The 14438-nt window shown below is 50.9% G+C and carries 15 protein-coding genes; 5 read left to right on the forward strand and 10 right to left on the reverse strand.

From position 1 onward, the window contains the following. Positions 1–48 precede the first annotated feature (48 nt). Complete coding sequence (locus tag PsAD13_RS00045) at positions 49–1299, reverse strand: aspartate kinase (RefSeq protein WP_057463461.1); 1251 nt, start codon at positions 1297–1299, stop codon at positions 49–51. 156 nt (positions 1300–1455) lie between these two features. Here PsAD13_RS00045 and ubiG point away from each other — a divergent pair, with 156 nt between their 5' ends. The 3 genes from ubiG to PsAD13_RS00060 all read left to right on the forward strand — a co-directional run bounded on the left by ubiG (position 1456) and on the right by PsAD13_RS00060 (position 3763). Then, the gene (gene ubiG / locus PsAD13_RS00050; RefSeq protein WP_063316959.1) at positions 1456–2232 is read left to right on the forward strand and encodes a bifunctional 2-polyprenyl-6-hydroxyphenol methylase/3-demethylubiquinol 3-O-methyltransferase UbiG; all 777 of its coding nucleotides are present in this window, start codon (positions 1456–1458) and stop codon (positions 2230–2232) included. 32 nt (positions 2233–2264) lie between these two features. Beyond that, positions 2265–2972, forward strand: a complete 708-nt coding sequence (locus PsAD13_RS00055; protein ID WP_208986346.1) for an alpha/beta hydrolase — start codon at positions 2265–2267, stop codon at positions 2970–2972. A gap of 221 nt (positions 2973–3193) precedes the next feature. Next, the gene (locus PsAD13_RS00060; RefSeq protein ID WP_057463465.1) at positions 3194–3763 is read left to right on the forward strand and encodes a phasin family protein; all 570 of its coding nucleotides are present in this window, start codon (positions 3194–3196) and stop codon (positions 3761–3763) included. A gap of 74 nt (positions 3764–3837) precedes the next feature. Here the strand turns inward: PsAD13_RS00060 and PsAD13_RS00065 are convergent, their stop codons facing one another. The 4 genes from PsAD13_RS00065 to PsAD13_RS00080 form a co-directional block, all read right to left on the reverse strand. Beyond that, positions 3838–4407: a DUF1178 family protein gene (locus PsAD13_RS00065; protein WP_057463466.1), complete on the reverse strand. Its 570-nt coding sequence runs from the start codon at positions 4405–4407 to the stop codon at positions 3838–3840. Next, on the reverse strand, positions 4404–5258 hold the full coding sequence (locus tag PsAD13_RS00070; RefSeq protein WP_063291189.1) for a carbon-nitrogen hydrolase family protein: 855 nt from the start codon (positions 5256–5258) through the stop codon (positions 4404–4406). The genes PsAD13_RS00065 and PsAD13_RS00070 overlap by 4 nt, the downstream gene beginning before the upstream one ends. Before the next feature lie 48 nt (positions 5259–5306). Further along, positions 5307–5570 carry a glutaredoxin 3 gene (gene grxC, locus PsAD13_RS00075; protein WP_057463560.1) on the reverse strand — a complete coding sequence of 88 codons (264 nt, stop codon included), beginning with the start codon at positions 5568–5570 and terminating at the stop codon, positions 5307–5309. Positions 5571–5726: 156 nt separating this feature from the next. Further along, positions 5727–6572 (reverse strand): ComF family protein, encoded by an 846-nt coding sequence (locus tag PsAD13_RS00080; RefSeq protein WP_063316961.1) that lies wholly within the window; start codon positions 6570–6572, stop codon positions 5727–5729. A 128-nt stretch (positions 6573–6700) separates the two neighbouring features. On the opposite strand from PsAD13_RS00080, the gene PsAD13_RS00085 reads away from it, so the two are divergent. Next, a complete protein-coding gene (locus tag PsAD13_RS00085; RefSeq protein WP_063317020.1) occupies positions 6701–7585 on the forward strand; it encodes a methyltransferase domain-containing protein in 885 nt (294 codons plus the stop codon). On the opposite strand, the gene PsAD13_RS00090 is transcribed toward PsAD13_RS00085, so the two are convergent. The 5 genes from PsAD13_RS00090 to PsAD13_RS00110 all read right to left on the reverse strand — a co-directional run bounded on the left by PsAD13_RS00090 (position 7586) and on the right by PsAD13_RS00110 (position 11351). Beyond that, positions 7586–7801, reverse strand: coding sequence for a Flp family type IVb pilin (locus PsAD13_RS00090; RefSeq protein ID WP_057463468.1), 216 nt, complete (start codon positions 7799–7801; stop codon positions 7586–7588). A 29-nt stretch (positions 7802–7830) separates the two neighbouring features. Beyond that, positions 7831–8235, reverse strand: coding sequence for an 8-oxo-dGTP diphosphatase MutT (gene mutT, locus PsAD13_RS00095; RefSeq protein WP_063286043.1), 405 nt, complete (start codon positions 8233–8235; stop codon positions 7831–7833). Positions 8236–8319: 84 nt separating this feature from the next. Continuing rightward, entirely contained in the window at positions 8320–9141 is an 822-nt protein-coding gene (locus tag PsAD13_RS00100; protein ID WP_063316962.1) for an N-acetyltransferase, read from the reverse strand. After that, on the reverse strand, positions 9122–10354 hold the full coding sequence (argJ, locus tag PsAD13_RS00105) for a bifunctional glutamate N-acetyltransferase/amino-acid acetyltransferase ArgJ (protein WP_063316963.1): 1233 nt from the start codon (positions 10352–10354) through the stop codon (positions 9122–9124). The genes PsAD13_RS00100 and argJ overlap by 20 nt, the downstream gene beginning before the upstream one ends. A 124-nt stretch (positions 10355–10478) precedes the next feature. Next, a complete protein-coding gene (locus tag PsAD13_RS00110) occupies positions 10479–11351 on the reverse strand; it encodes a peptidylprolyl isomerase (RefSeq protein ID WP_063316964.1) in 873 nt (290 codons plus the stop codon). A 266-nt stretch (positions 11352–11617) separates the two neighbouring features. Here PsAD13_RS00110 and secA point away from each other — a divergent pair, with 266 nt between their 5' ends. Next, positions 11618–14410: a preprotein translocase subunit SecA gene (gene secA, locus PsAD13_RS00115; protein WP_063291184.1), complete on the forward strand. Its 2793-nt coding sequence runs from the start codon at positions 11618–11620 to the stop codon at positions 14408–14410. Positions 14411–14438 lie beyond the last annotated feature (28 nt).

Genomic DNA, 14438 nt, shown 5'->3' on the forward strand with positions numbered 1-14438 from the left:
GCCTTGGAAGTTGTCCAAGACACAACAATATTCTCGACAGTAGGAAACCTAGCCGTCAAGTCCGTATAGCGAATGGAGAGTACGAACCGCAAGTTCCGTATACGCGGAATCGATCAGAACAGAGATTTTAATCTCAGATGTCGTAATCGCGCGGATGTTAATCCCCTTCTCAGCCAGGCCTTCAAAACACTGGGCTGCAACACCGGCATGCGAACGCATACCCATGCCGATTACGGAAACTTTTACAACATCAGTCGCGCCTTCGATATTCTCGAAGCCAATTTCCTCGACGTTCTCCTCAATTACCTTGCGCGCGCGCTCGTAATCGCTCTCCGGAACGGTAAAGGTGATGTCAGTCGTCTTCCCATCTGGTGAGATGTTCTGGACGATCATATCTACGTTGATGTTGCCTTCAGCCAACGGGCCAAACACTCTGGACGCAATGCCAGGCTTGTCAGCAACGTTGCGGATAGAAATCTGTGCTTCGTCTTTTGAGTAAGCGATGCCAGTGACGACTTGTTGTTCCAAAATCTCGTCCTCGTCGCAAATAAGTGTACCTACAGGTGTTCCGTCAGCGCTAATCTGCGGGGCATCCGGATCATCAAAGCTGGAACGTACAAACGTACGAACGCCGTGAACCATCGCCATCTCAACAGAGCGAACCTGCAAAACCTTTGCACCAAGAGACGCCATTTCCAGCATCTCTTCAAACGCAACACGTTCCAAACGGGTTGCCTTGGCCACCACACGCGGGTCAGTGGTATAAACACCGTCCACATCCGTGTAGATATCACAGCGGTCTGCCTGAATTGCAGCAGCAATTGCCACTGCACTGGTATCAGATCCACCACGTCCAAGCGTTGCAAGCCTGTTGTCCGGGGCGACGCCCTGGAAACCGGCACACACAGCAACCTGTCCACGCTCCAGGCGTTCAATGAGAGTTTGACCTTCAATACTCTCAATACGCGCTGCGCCATGGGCTTCGTTCGTGCGGATAGGAATCTGCCATCCTTGCCAGGACCGCGCTTCCACACCCATATCTTGCAGCACAATCGCCAACAAGCCAGAAGTTACCTGCTCACCGGAGGCAACAACCGCATCATATTCACGCGCATCATGCAGCGCTGCAGCATCTCTTGTATAACCGACCAAGGTATTCGTCACGCCAGCCATAGCGGACACGACAACAGCAACCTGGTTGCCTGCTTCCACTTCACGCTTTACATGCCGCGCAACATTTCTAATACGCTCTAGGTCGGCAACGGAGGTGCCGCCAAACTTCATAACCAAACGGGCCATCGCTTCCCAAATTCCTCCGAGGGCCTTTGTGATGAACCGATCATCACTACAAACGGCGCTAATCCATACAACTAGCGCCCTTCTATCGCAACCAGCGGCTTGACAAAAACCACGATTAGACCCACCAGTACCGGGATGAAAGTGGAGAGTTGAGCTATGAGCACCGCGCAAAAACCAAGCAACGCCGCCAAAAACCCGGCACAAACCACAATCGACCCGACGGAAGTTGCGCATTTCTCATCAATTGCATCGGAATGGTGGGATCCAACTGGAAAATTTCGCCCTCTCCACAAATTCAGCCCAGTTCGCATCTCCTATATTAAGGAGTATGCCTGTGACCACTTTGGTCGAGACGAAATATCCCCTAAGGCACTAGAAGGACTAAGGATTTTGGACATCGGCTGCGGCGGAGGTCTACTCGCTGAGCCAATGGCTCGCATGGGCGCAACCGTTGTCGGAGCAGATGCATCTGAAACCAACATCAAAGTAGCCACACTTCATGCACAGCAATCCGGCCTCAACATCGACTATCGCGCACAAACCGCTGAATCTCTGGTTGAGGCAGGCGAACAATTCGACATCGTGCTCAACATGGAGGTCGTGGAGCATGTTGCCGACGTTCCACTGTTTATGAACTCCTGTGCAGATCTTGTGCGTCCCGGAGGAATGATGTTCGTTGCAACTATCAACAGAACTCTGAAAGCCTATGCCCTCGCGATTGTCGCAGCTGAACGCGTTCTCCGCTGGTTGCCGAAAGGCACCCACCAATATGAGAAGCTGGTTCGCCCGGAAGAACTGGAAGCACCCCTCAATGAATCCGGCATGAACATTTACGAGCGCTGCGGTGTGAGCTTCAATCCGCTGACAGACAGCTGGTCCAGAACAACCGATCTGAATGTAAACTACATGGTAATAGCTCGAAAGCCAGAGTAGCAGCTGGCATTCAATTACTAAGGAGAATGAAAATGCCAGAAACAGCACCTGCCGAAACTGTCGTTTTCATTCCCGGCCTTACCAGCACCGGCGCTTTATTTGGCCCTCAGATCAACTCTATGAAAGAGCGTCCAATCATCATTGCTGAAACCTGCGACATGGATTCCATTGAAGCCATGGCAAAGAGATTGCTGGAACATGCCCCGAAAAAATTCGCTCTCCTCGGCATGTCCATGGGTGGCTACATCGCTCTGGAGGTGATTCGATTGGCCCCTAATCGTGTCAGCCGTCTTGCCCTCATAAACACCAATGCCAGAGACGACACTGCGGCCCAGACGCAGCTTCGCCATACGCAGATGGAGATTGTGAGGAAGGGAGGCTTCCACAAAATCGCCTCCATGCAATACCCTCAACTTGTCCACCCTGCCCGCCACGACGACACAGCGCTTCGGCAAGTGGTTTTCGACATGGCTGCTGATATTGGCGCTGATAACTTCCTGAAGCAGCAAAATGCAATCATCAACCGCCGAGACCAAAGACCCGACCTTCCGGCAATCCAGTGCCCGACGATGATCGTCGCAGGCAAAGAAGACAGCTTACTACCGCTAGACAGATGCCGCGAAATGCATGATGCAATACCAAATAGCAAACTTCACATCATCCCGGATTGCGGCCATCTTTCTACTCTGGAACACCCGGTCCACACCAGCGAACTCATTCAGGACTGGCTGGATACGTAGCTACGCCTACAAATTTAACTAGTTCTTCAGAAAAAAGCCGCTGAAATCCCTTAGAATCCAGAATATCATTTTGCCAATATTAGCGCCTATAAACAAGAGGGTGTACGCGGCGTAAGTTACCGGCAAACGAGCTTCTTCCAAACTCCCTGATCGCTCGAAGAATATTGTCTCAAGACCTAGATCGCCGCCCGAGAACTTGATCAAAGTCCGGAGGAGACACGATGTTAAACATCGACAAAGAAATGAAAGAAGCAATGGACCGCTGGACCGTTGCGACAGATGGACTGCCTTGGCAAGGCTGGTTTTGGGCACAGGGCGGAGACCAACTTTCCAACACAGCGTTGGAGCACGCAATTTCCAACAACAAGTCCATGCTTGAGAACTATCAGGCAATCATGCACGCAAACATGTCCTTCTTTAACAAGCGCATGAAAGCCAACACAGATTTCGTTCAGGAGATCTGGGATTGTCCAACTGGCATTGAATTCTCAAAACTTGCCAGCGACTTCATGCAGGAAGCTTTTGAAGATTGCCGTCAGGAAGGCGCCCGCCAGATGAACCAGATGTCCTCTACAATGAAGGGCACGGTTTCCAAAACACAGAAGGCAACATCAGAAGCTTTGACGAGCATTGATGATTTGAAGGCAATGGCACAGGCCGCACCAACAAAAGTTCCGGCTAAACCTCGCCGTAGAGTGCCTCGCAAGTCAACAAGCACACGCAGCCGGGCAAAGAGCGCAGATAAGCCTTCCGCCCCCCGAGCCCCTGGCAGAAAAGACGTGTCAGCCTGATTGAGTAACAGAACAAAAAAGGCGCCCTGCTAAACGAGGCGCCTTTCGTTCTGCCATCATGACAGCATAAAAATTCAGTTGCGGTCTTCTGGCAGCACCGGCAGCGGCATCAGCTCAATACCCTCTTCCAAAAGCTCCTGAGCATCATCGGGAGTAGTTTCTCCATAAATCCCACGCTCTTCAGTTTCGCCGTAGTGGATCTTGCGTGCTTCCTCAGCAAACTTGTCGCCAACATACTCTGAGTTGCTCACAACCTGTTTGCGGAACTCTCGCAGAGCTTCCACCAGCTCCTTTGCTTTCTCAGGAACCTTCTGCAGATCAACAGCTGGAGTTGTCGTAGCAACAGATTGCTCAGAACTTGCTGGCGCAGTTCCACCGCCGGGCTTTGGTTCACTCGTGGCCTTTTCTGTAGCTTTTGCCTGAGCAGCAGCAACGGCCTGCGAAACCTGATGTTCAACCTGAGCCTTCTTCTGGCTTCTCGATGTAGAAACATTCGGCGCCATCAAGCGTTTATGGACCGATGCACTGTCACAAAACGGGCACGTGACCAGACCTAATTCTTTCTGCTTTTCGTAATCGCCAGAATTCCGGAACCATCCATCAAATTCATGCCCATCATCGCAGGCAAGTGAATAGTTAATCAACTGACCATCTCCCCATTGAGGGAAACAGTTGCTACGGAAAACTCACGCGCATTCTTGATGGCTGGAACACGCCGACGTGCTTCATCCACTTTAGCCATGTCAAGTTCACCCAACAAAACACCTGGTGCATCATGATCAAGTTCTGCGATCACTTGCCCCCAAGGGTCAACCATTAAGCTGTGACCATAGGTCTGACGATCATCTTCATGTGTTCCACCTTGCGCAGCAGTCACAACAAAGGCACCGTTTTCAATCGCCCGCGCGCGTTGCAGCACATGCCAATGCGCTTCACCTGTTTGCTTGGTGAAAGCAGCCGGACCAGTCAAAACCTGTGCGCCAGCCTTTGATTGCTCGCGGAACAACGCTGGTTGACGAATATCGTAGCAAATCGCCATTCCAAGCTTGGCCACACCAAGATCAATAACAGGAGACACATTGCCTGCACTGTAGCTTTCAGACTCGCGCCAGCTTTCTCCATTTGGCAAATCCACATCAAACATATGGATTTTGTCATAACGAGCGGTGATCTCTCCTTGAGGAGAAATCATAAAGCCGCGGTTGGCCAGCTTGTCACCTTCAAGCCGAATTGCCAGAGATCCGATATGGACCCAGATATTCAACTCATCAGCAAGCAAACCCAGTTGTTTCAAAAACGGATCATCATTTTCGAAACTGGAGGCAGCAAGCTGCGCTTTGCGGCTACGTTCCAGCACATTGGTCATCTCAGGCGTTTGCACATAAACCGCGCCTTCAGCAGCAGCTTCTCTTATCAACGCCTCACAGACATCAAGATTTTCGAGCGGGTTTCGTCCCGTTCTCATCTGGACACATGCAGCCACAAAACTTGTCATCAATTCTCACTTTCAAAGCGTAGTTTGCAATACGCCTCCTAAGCTTCTTTAAAGACCAACGCTCAGCAGACCATCAAGGTGTCCGCGGCGCTCCAATGCAAACAGGTCATCACAACCACCAATATGCTCAGATCCGATAAAGATCTGCGGGAATGTGTTTGCACCATTTGCTTTGGCAATCATTTCCTTACGGATCGTTGGATCTTCGCTGTAGTTAAATTCTTTATAATCAACACCCTTCTCATCAAGAAGTCTTTTTGCGCGAGCACAGAAACCGCACATATCACGGGTGTAGATAGTAACTTGAGCCATATTCTTGTCCTTTGGATACACAGCGAAGGCCAATAGAAATTCAGCCATCAAAACTGAAGCCTATATGGCTCACGTCCAAGTAAACCGCAAGTCCACCTCAACTCAAGTTGATCACTTCGTTATATCGCATAGGCTAAGACAGTCCCTCAACAACACTCAATCACTATCATCAGACATATTTTCAGGATCGACCAGAGCAAAAACAAGTACATCAACCTGTTCCGCACCCGCAGCCTTCAAAACCCGCGCACATTCTTCAACAGTTGCCCCTGTCGTCAGCACATCATCAACCAGCACCACATGAGCACCAGATACCTCTGACAGGAAATGATCCGCAACTGCAAAGGCACCTTTCACATTAGCTGTCCGTGCCCCTCGCTTGAGGCCGACTTGTTGGTTAGTACGCCGAGTTCGAACCAAGCCATCAAGAAGCACTTGCCCCTCTAAATGACGCCCAACGTCGTTCGCCAGCAAAGCAGACTGATTATAGGTGCGCTCACGTAAGCGCGACTTGTGGAGAGGAACTGGAATAAGAAAACTCTCAGAAGCGACAAGTTCTGCCGCTGCATTGAGCATGCACCTGGCAAGAAACTTCGATAACCGGATCTCTCCATAAAACTTAAACCGCTTCACCAGCTCGCGCGCGGGCCCGTTGTAGAGGGCTGCGGCCCGGGCTCGGTCATAATCAGGCGGATTAACAAGAGCAGCAGCGCTCCAGGCGTTCGGTCTCAATTCATAATGCAGAGGAACACCAAGCCGCTCACAATAAGGCGCCGATATCAGTTCCAGTGTTTGCCAACAAGGCAGACACAAACCACCTTCACCTTGAACCAAATCGTTACAAATCGGACAGCTATGAGGAAACAGAGCATCCAGAGCAAAGTTCAGTCCTCGCCTTAAATGAGAGGCCACCTTCATATCAAGAAAGCAGGGTTTAAACGGTTGCTCAGCTCTATCCACTGCATCAGGCAACCACTCCAGAGAAGAAAACTTGTCGCTCATCTGTGCTCACCGTATATATCTGCAGAAGAAATAAGCTAACAAAGCCTCCGTCGAACATCACTCCATGTTCAATGGGGTTATAATTTCCAATAGTGCACACACAGCACAGTCTGGCCAAAGGCGCCCTCATGAGCGAACACACTCTCTTTGATCGTAAACTCATTGCACAACGTCGCATGACTGCATTGAAGAGAGCGCAAGAAGGCGCTGATTTCCTGATGAAGGCAGCTGCCGCAGATTTGCAAGATCGTCTGGAATTCATCAGCAGAGAGTTTGACTGCGGAGTAGATCTCGGCGGTCACACTGGCCACATCTTTGAAGCACTAAAGGCGTCAGGAAAAGTCAAACACCTGCTGCGAGCCGATCTGTTCGGTGCAGACCCAAACCTTTCTGAGCCTGATTTGATTGTAGATGACGCCGTCCTGCCTTTCGCACCGGAAAGCCTGGACCTGATTGTATCTTCACTTAACTTGCAGATGCTCGACGATCTTCCAGGAACACTCGTCCAGATCAAACGTGCCTTAAAACCAGATGGCCTTTTCCTCGGCCTCTTATTAGGAACTGATACCCTTGCGGAGTTAAGAGACTGTCTGATGCGCGCCGAGATGGAAGTTAGTGAAGGCGTATCACCACGCGTTATCCCATTTGCAGATACCAGAGATCTTGGCGGCCTTCTCCAACGCGCAGGTTTCGCACTCCCAGTAACCGACATAGATCGGTTAACCGTTAGATACGACACCATGTTTGACTTGATCAGAGATCTGCGCGCAATGGGCGCAACGAACCCTTTGAAAGATCGCTTGAAGTCACCGACAAGCAAGAAGGTCTTCATGAAAGCGGCAGAGATCTATGCACAGGATTACTCAGATGCAGATGGACGCCTCCGTGCAACCTTCACTTTCGCATCTCTGTCCGGCTGGGCACCACATGAATCGCAGCAAAAACCTCTAAAGCCTGGCTCTGCAAAGCACAGCCTGGCCGAAGCTCTTGGAACAAAAGAAATAAAGTCCTGATTAGCCAGAAATCGCGGCAAGCAAAGTATCTGAGATGAACTGGAAGTTGTCCGAAATCGTGCTGCTAATTGCAGTCAGGCTGGCGGCAATGGCAAGAACAATCAAAGCGGCAAGAATGGCGTATTCAACTGCAGCGGCTCCGCGCTCGTCTTCGGTCATATGAGCAATCGTAAATCCACATTTCTGATTGTGATACGCTTTCTCATTCAACGCCATTACTGCCTCTTGTTCTCCGTGATCTCCCGCTAATAAGACACAAGGTCGATTAGATGCGGGATCAGCGGCTCATCTGCTGGTGGCATTTCATAATCACGTAAACGCACTGCCCGTACCCATTTCAGGTTTTGCCCCTCTGCCCCGTGAGGTGTGCCCGACCAGCGCCTACAAACGTAAAGTGGCATCAGCAGATGAAAATCTTCGTAAGTGTGGCTCGCGAAACTTAGGGGAGCAAGGCACTCTTTTTTAACTGTAATTCCCAGTTCCTCAGATAATTCACGGATCAAACAGTCCTCTGGTGTCTCACCGGCTTCGATCTTCCCACCCGGAAACTCCCAGAAACCTGCCATTGATTTACCCTCAGGACGCTGAGCAAGCAGAATGCGGTTATCAGCATCAATCAAGGCGCACGCCGCAACCATCACAATTTTCATTTATTTTCCCGTTTCACAAAGGACCACTCTGAAAACCTTTTGGAAACCATACCAAAGGTCCCGAGTGAAATTTTACTGATTTTCTTAAGGCTGGGCATCTTTGCAATAGTGATAAGCATAGGCTTCTCGATACCCGAGGGAATCGTAGAGCTCTACAGCAGCAGCATTATCTGCCACCACTTGCAACCAGGCAGTCTCGGCACCGCGCTTAGCCCCTAGACTCTGCACTTCGCACATCAAAGCATAAGCCAGCCCCTGACGACGAAACGCCTCAGCCGTCTTCACACTAAAGATGCCAAGTAGATCGCCATCCACCACACCAAGCAGAACAGCTGCTGGAACACCATCTTCAGTTTCAAGCACCAGCGCGATCAGTTCGACAGTCACTCTTGAAAGCACATCATGAAGTGCCTGCTCTGTTTCACTCAACGGCTCCCCATGCTTCGCACCGTCAACCTGTGCGTAATTAGAAATCCATTCACTCAGTGAGACTTCGGAGAGTTTGTACCCTTTAGGCACATCAGTATCACCAAGCCCCCAAATGGATCGTGACAGCACCAGCGTCTCATCAACGCGAGCATACTTCTGAGAGGCCAGCACCTGATCCACATCTGTGGGAACCAAAGGTGTCCAGCGAACATGGAACGCCATCTCAAGCCGTTTGAAGCGTGCTCGTGCAGAATCTAATCGGCTCTCGGCTTCATCACCGTCTTGGGCATCATAAAAGTTCAGAGAGTTGTTCCGGCGTGCACTGCCACCCGGTGAGAGACGGGAAATCCAGCTCCCATCATGATGTGCCATGAGGCTGGGAAAGCAATTCAGATTTGCCTGCTCCAGCTTCAACACCGTTTCCAGATCGCAATTCGGTTGGCGAGGTTGAACTCGCTTAGCTTCTGTAGTCACCATTGATTGCCACATATTCCTTGGTGAGGTCACAAGTCCAGACAGTCGCACGGCCATTTCCGATGCCAAGATCAACTTTCAGAATGATCTCGTCTTCTTTCATGACAGCAGACGCTTCTTCCTCGCTGTAATCTGGATCCCGCTCTCCTTCAACCGCAACACGGATATCGCCGAACCAAATCGCCAGTTTATCACGATCAGCAGGCTCACCAGCCTTACCAACTGCCATCACAACGCGGCCCCAGTTCGCATCTTCGCCAGCAAATGCAGTTTTCATCAATGGAGAGTTTGCAATCGCCATAGCAATCCGCTTTGCAGAAGTATCGCTCTCAGCACCTTCCACTCGCACTTCAACAAACTTGGTCGCACCTTCCCCATCACGAACGATCATCTGAGCCAGCTCAAGCATCATGCTGGAGAGAGCTTCACAGAACTCCGCGAGACGCGGATCCGCAGCACTTTCAATCCAGTCGCCCCCAGCAGACCCAGTAGCTGCCAACAGCACAGTGTCTGAGGTGGACGTATCACTATCAACCGTAATGGAATTAAAAGAGCCGCCCACACACTCAGAAAGCAAGCTCTGTAAAGCAGGCGCTTTAATTGGAGCGTCAGTGAACAAGAAGCCAAGCATGGTCGCCATATCAGGCGCAATCATACCTGCACCTTTGGCAATACCATTCAACGTAACCGTCGCATCACCCAGCTTCACACGACGTGTGCTCATCTTAGGATAGGTATCCGTGGTCATGATCGCTTTGGCTGCGTCCATCCACTTGTCAGCGACAGCATCAGCCACCAGGCCACCAGCCACACCAGCAAATTTCTCAGCCGGCAGCGGCTCGCCAATCACACCAGTAGACGCCAGATACAGCTCGTCCGCAGCAAACCCAGTTGCCTTTGAAAGGATATCCGCTGAAAGCTCAACAGATGCGAGCCCCTTCTTGCCCGTAAACGCATTCGCATTCCCGGAGTTGACCATAATTGCACGCGCAACACCCTTGGAAAGGTTCTGCTTACACCAGTCAACCGGAGCACTCGTGCATTTAGATGTTGTGAACACACCAGCAATCTGAGCAGGCTCATCAAACACAGCCAGGAGAACGTCAGTACGTCCTTCATACTTCAAACCAGCTGCTGCAGTTGCCATTCGAACGCCCTTAACTTCCGGAAGTTCTGGATAGGACTTGGGTGCGAGTGGAGAAATGGTCGCGGACATGAAAACCTCCCGAAGAAAACTGTGTCTGTGCAGCAAAAAAGTAGCCCCGGAAGGCCTAAGCCATCCGGGGCTACAAAAACAAGATGTTTTATTTCAATAATCAGCAGAGCTAATAAGAACGAGCCTATTTTTTGCTTTCTTCAGCTTTCGCTTCATCAGCATCGGCACCGATGATTTCCACAGTGTTCTTGGCTTTCAGCTCTTCAAGCACCTCACGGAATTTCGTCAGAACTAGCTCCTGACGGATCTGACCTTCAGCCGTTTCAAAGGCTGGAGCGGACTGTGTGCGTGCTTCCTTGTTCAGGATTACGTGATAACCGAACTGTGTTTGCACAGGCTCTTTTGTAAACTCACCAGGTTTCAGAGCAAAAGCAGCTGTTTCAAACTCGGGAACCATCTGGCCTTTTCCGAAGAAACCAAGATCACCACCGTTAGGGCCGGAAGGACCAGTGGACTTTTCCTTTGCAAGCTCGGCAAAGTCCGCACCACCTTCCAGCTGCTTAATGATGTCCTTCGCCTCATCTTCCTTTTCTATAAGGATGTGAGCTGCGTTGATCTCTGGAGCACCCTGATAGTTGGCATACTCAGCTTCGTAAGCAGCCTTAACTTCGTCTTCGGTGATAGCGCTTTGAATGTACTTCTGGAAATACGCATTGCGAAGTGCACGCGTACGCTCAAATGCCATTAAGCGTTTAAAATCATCAGTTTCTGCAAGTTTTTCTTCTGCGCCGGCTTCTGCAAGCAGGTTCATCTCAACCAGCACATCGGTCAAAACCTTGCGCCATTCGGTTGGTGGAACACGCTGCAGCTGCTGCGCGTAATCTTGAGCTGCATAAGCAAGATCAGCTTCGGTAATAACGCTCTGGCCAACCTTCGCAACTGGCTTGTCCAGATCTGGAGCCGCATCAGCATCCTGTGCCTGCGCTGCACTCAGCCCAATAACCAGAGCAGCAACAGCAACTGAACTACCTAGGATCCCTGTAAATTTACGAAGCATAAGATCACTTTCTTTCCTGTTTATGGAGAGTTTAAAAAGAGTTGCAAAACAACAAAGCACTATATTGCGACGGCAACTGCCGTTGACAACCTTTCGGCCCACTCTTATCTCTCTGTCGCCTGCTTTTTTACTCGCAGGTGTTTAATATGCTGTGACCCAGATCAGACTCACAGAGTTTTGACTGGCTAGATCACGAATGTGAAGATTTTTAGGGCCCGACCGCGACGTGAAAAAACCGGCGCGCCCAAAGTAGGAAGGACCGCCACATGGTGGGGCTCGGCGCACTCGCTCGTAAGATATTTGGTTCAGCAAATGACCGTCGGATTAAGACACTCAAGCCCACAGTAGACGCTATTTCTGCTTTGGAGCCGGAAATGGAAGCTCTGACAGATGAACAGCTGAGAGCCAAAACTGACGAGTTCCGCGAGCAACTGGCAAACGGCGCTAAGCTGGACGACCTCTTGGTCCCGGCATTTGCAGTCGTGCGGGAAGCTTCCCGCCGCGTCCTTGGTCTTCGTCACTACGACGTGCAGCTCATCGGTGGTATGGTTCTCCATGCTGGAGAAATCACCGAAATGCGCACCGGTGAAGGTAAGACCCTTGTTGCAACGGCTCCAGTATACCTTAACGCATTGACAAGTAAGGGCGTTCACGTTGTGACCGTGAACGATTACCTGGCAACGCGTGATATCGAATGGATGGGTCAGGTTTACCGGTTCCTCGGTCTGACAACTGGTTTGATCGTCCACGGCATCTCTGATGAAGAGCGCAAAGCCGCTTATGCAGCGGACGTCACATACGGCACCAACAACGAATTCGGCTTCGATTATCTTCGTGACAACATGAAGTATGATCGCGAGTCCATGTGCCAGCGCCCGCATCATTATGCAATCGTGGATGAAGTCGACTCCATTCTCGTGGATGAAGCTCGTACCCCTCTGATTATTTCCGGCCCGCTGGAAGATCGCACAGACTTCTACAATCTCATCGATACATTTATTCCTCAGTTGACTGAAGAGGACTTTGAACTTGACGAGAAAGCTCGCTCCGCAACCTTCACCGAAGCAGGTAACGAAAAGCTTGAGCAACTCTTGACAGAAGCAGATCTTCTAAAGGGCGAATCGCTTTATGACGTGGAGAACGTGACAGCTGTTCACCATCTTCAGCAGGGTCTGAAAGCGCATAAGCTTTTCCAACGCGATAAAGATTACATCGTCCGCAACGACGAAGTCGTTATTATTGACGAGTTCACTGGCCGTATGATGCCGGGCCGTCGTTTCTCTGAGGGCCTCCATCAGGCTTTGGAAGCAAAAGAAAAAGCTGCTATCCAGCCAGAGAACCAGACACTCGCATCCATCACATTCCAGAACTACTTCCGCATGTACGACAAGTTGGCTGGTATGACCGGTACAGCAATGACGGAAGCTGAAGAGTTCATGGACATCTACAGCCTAGACGTGGTGGATATTCCAACCAACGTTGCTGTTCAGCGTGTCGATGACGACGATGAAGTGTACCGCACAGTTGCCGAAAAGTACGACGCCATTCAGGTACTCGTAGATGACTGCCATGAACGCGGTCAGCCTGTTCTGGTGGGCACAACATCCATTGAAAAGTCCGAGATGCTCGCCGATCTGCTCATCAAGAACGGCTACACTCAGATCGATGTGTCAGACCCGCTCGGCTTTGCAAGCATGTACACCGGCAAGGATGCAGGTAAAAAGAAGGTCTTTGCAGTTCTGAACGCACGTTACCATGAGCAGGAAGCAAGCATCATCGCGCAGGCAGGTGTGCCTGGTGCTGTGACCATTGCAACCAATATGGCTGGCCGTGGTACAGATATCCAGCTCGGTGGTAACGTTGAAATGCGTATCGCGAACGAACTGGGCGACATGCCTGAGGGCGCTGAGCGTACTGCAAAAGAAGACGCCATCAAAAAAGAAGTTGAAGCGCTTAAGCAAAAAGCTCTTCAGGCCGGTGGCCTCTATGTTGTCGCAACCGAGCGCCACGAAAGCCGCCGCATTGATAACCAGCTGCGCGGTCGTTCTGGCCGTCAGGGTGACCCTGGTCACTCCAAGTTCTTCCTGTCTCTTCAGGATGATCTGATGCGCATCTTCGGTTCTGAGCGCATGGACTCCATGCTCCAGAAGCTTGGCCTGCAGGACGGTGAGGCAATCGTTCACCCTTGGATCAACAAGGCACTGGAAAAAGCTCAGCAGAAAGTGGAAGCGCGCAACTTCGACATTCGTAAGAACCTGCTGAAGTTCGATGACGTGATGAACGACCAGCGTAAAGTCGTCTTCGATCAGCGCCTCGAAATGATGGACCCTGAAGTTACTCAGGAAGCTGTTGTGGAAATGCGCGAAGAGTTCGTCGAAGATCTCGTCGCAGCACACATTCCAGAACGCGCTTACCCTGAGCAGTGGGACACAGAAGGCCTTCAGGAAGAAGCACGCACAAAGCTGAACCTCGACCTGCCAATTATTGAGTGGGCAAACGAGGAAGGCATTGCAGACGAAGAAGTCACCGCGCGCCTGAAGAAGGAAGCCAACCAGGTTATGGCGAGTAAGGCTGCAAACTACGGTCCAGACGTTATGCGTCAGATCGAGCGTGCAGTTCTTCTGCAAACCATAGACAACCTGTGGCGTGAGCATCTGGCGAACCTTGATCACCTGCGCTCCGCGGTTGGCCTGCGTGGCTACGCACAGCGTGATCCACTTCAGGAATACAAAACAGAGTCCTTCACTCTCTTTGAAAACATGCTGAGCACCCTGCGCCAGACCACTACATCACAGTTGATGATGGTTGAGTTGGTTCAGCAGCAGGCTCCGGAAACACCGCAGATGCCTTCCCACATGGAAGCACATCACACCAATCCTATGACTGGTGAAGACGAGATGATGGAAGCAGACCGCCAACTGGCTGAAGCACGTGCAGCATCTGCACCAGACGGTCGTGAGTCAGATGATCCCGAAACATGGGGTCGTGTAGGTCGGAATGAGCCTTGTCCATGTGGATCTGGCAAAAAGTACAAGCATTGCCACGGCGCACTTGTCTGATCCGGCATAAATCAAGTTCAAGAAAGGG

Origin of the sequence: Pseudovibrio sp. Ad13, assembly GCF_001623225.1 — a bacterium.
Lineage (GTDB): Bacteria > Pseudomonadota > Alphaproteobacteria > Rhizobiales > Stappiaceae > Pseudovibrio.

Excerpts from the sequence above, each read along its gene's own strand:
- PsAD13_RS00045 (WP_057463461.1), bottom strand. The coding sequence starts at position 1,299 with ATGGCCCGTTTGGTTATGAAGTTTGGCGGCACCTCCGTTGCCGACCTA.
- ubiG (WP_063316959.1), top strand. The coding sequence starts at position 1,456 with ATGAGCACCGCGCAAAAACCAAGCAACGCCGCCAAAAACCCGGCACAA.
- PsAD13_RS00055 (WP_208986346.1), top strand. The coding sequence starts at position 2,265 with ATGCCAGAAACAGCACCTGCCGAAACTGTCGTTTTCATTCCCGGCCTT.
- PsAD13_RS00060 (WP_057463465.1), top strand. The coding sequence starts at position 3,194 with ATGTTAAACATCGACAAAGAAATGAAAGAAGCAATGGACCGCTGGACC.
- PsAD13_RS00070 (WP_063291189.1), bottom strand. The coding sequence starts at position 5,258 with ATGACAAGTTTTGTGGCTGCATGTGTCCAGATGAGAACGGGACGAAAC.
- grxC (WP_057463560.1), bottom strand. The coding sequence starts at position 5,570 with ATGGCTCAAGTTACTATCTACACCCGTGATATGTGCGGTTTCTGTGCT.
- PsAD13_RS00080 (WP_063316961.1), bottom strand. The coding sequence starts at position 6,572 with ATGAGCGACAAGTTTTCTTCTCTGGAGTGGTTGCCTGATGCAGTGGAT.
- PsAD13_RS00085 (WP_063317020.1), top strand. The coding sequence starts at position 6,701 with ATGAGCGAACACACTCTCTTTGATCGTAAACTCATTGCACAACGTCGC.
- PsAD13_RS00090 (WP_057463468.1), bottom strand. The coding sequence starts at position 7,801 with ATGGCGTTGAATGAGAAAGCGTATCACAATCAGAAATGTGGATTTACG.
- mutT (WP_063286043.1), bottom strand. The coding sequence starts at position 8,235 with ATGAAAATTGTGATGGTTGCGGCGTGCGCCTTGATTGATGCTGATAAC.
- PsAD13_RS00100 (WP_063316962.1), bottom strand. The coding sequence starts at position 9,141 with ATGGTGACTACAGAAGCTAAGCGAGTTCAACCTCGCCAACCGAATTGC.
- argJ (WP_063316963.1), bottom strand. The coding sequence starts at position 10,354 with ATGTCCGCGACCATTTCTCCACTCGCACCCAAGTCCTATCCAGAACTT.
- PsAD13_RS00110 (WP_063316964.1), bottom strand. The coding sequence starts at position 11,351 with ATGCTTCGTAAATTTACAGGGATCCTAGGTAGTTCAGTTGCTGTTGCT.
- secA (WP_063291184.1), top strand. The coding sequence starts at position 11,618 with ATGGTGGGGCTCGGCGCACTCGCTCGTAAGATATTTGGTTCAGCAAAT.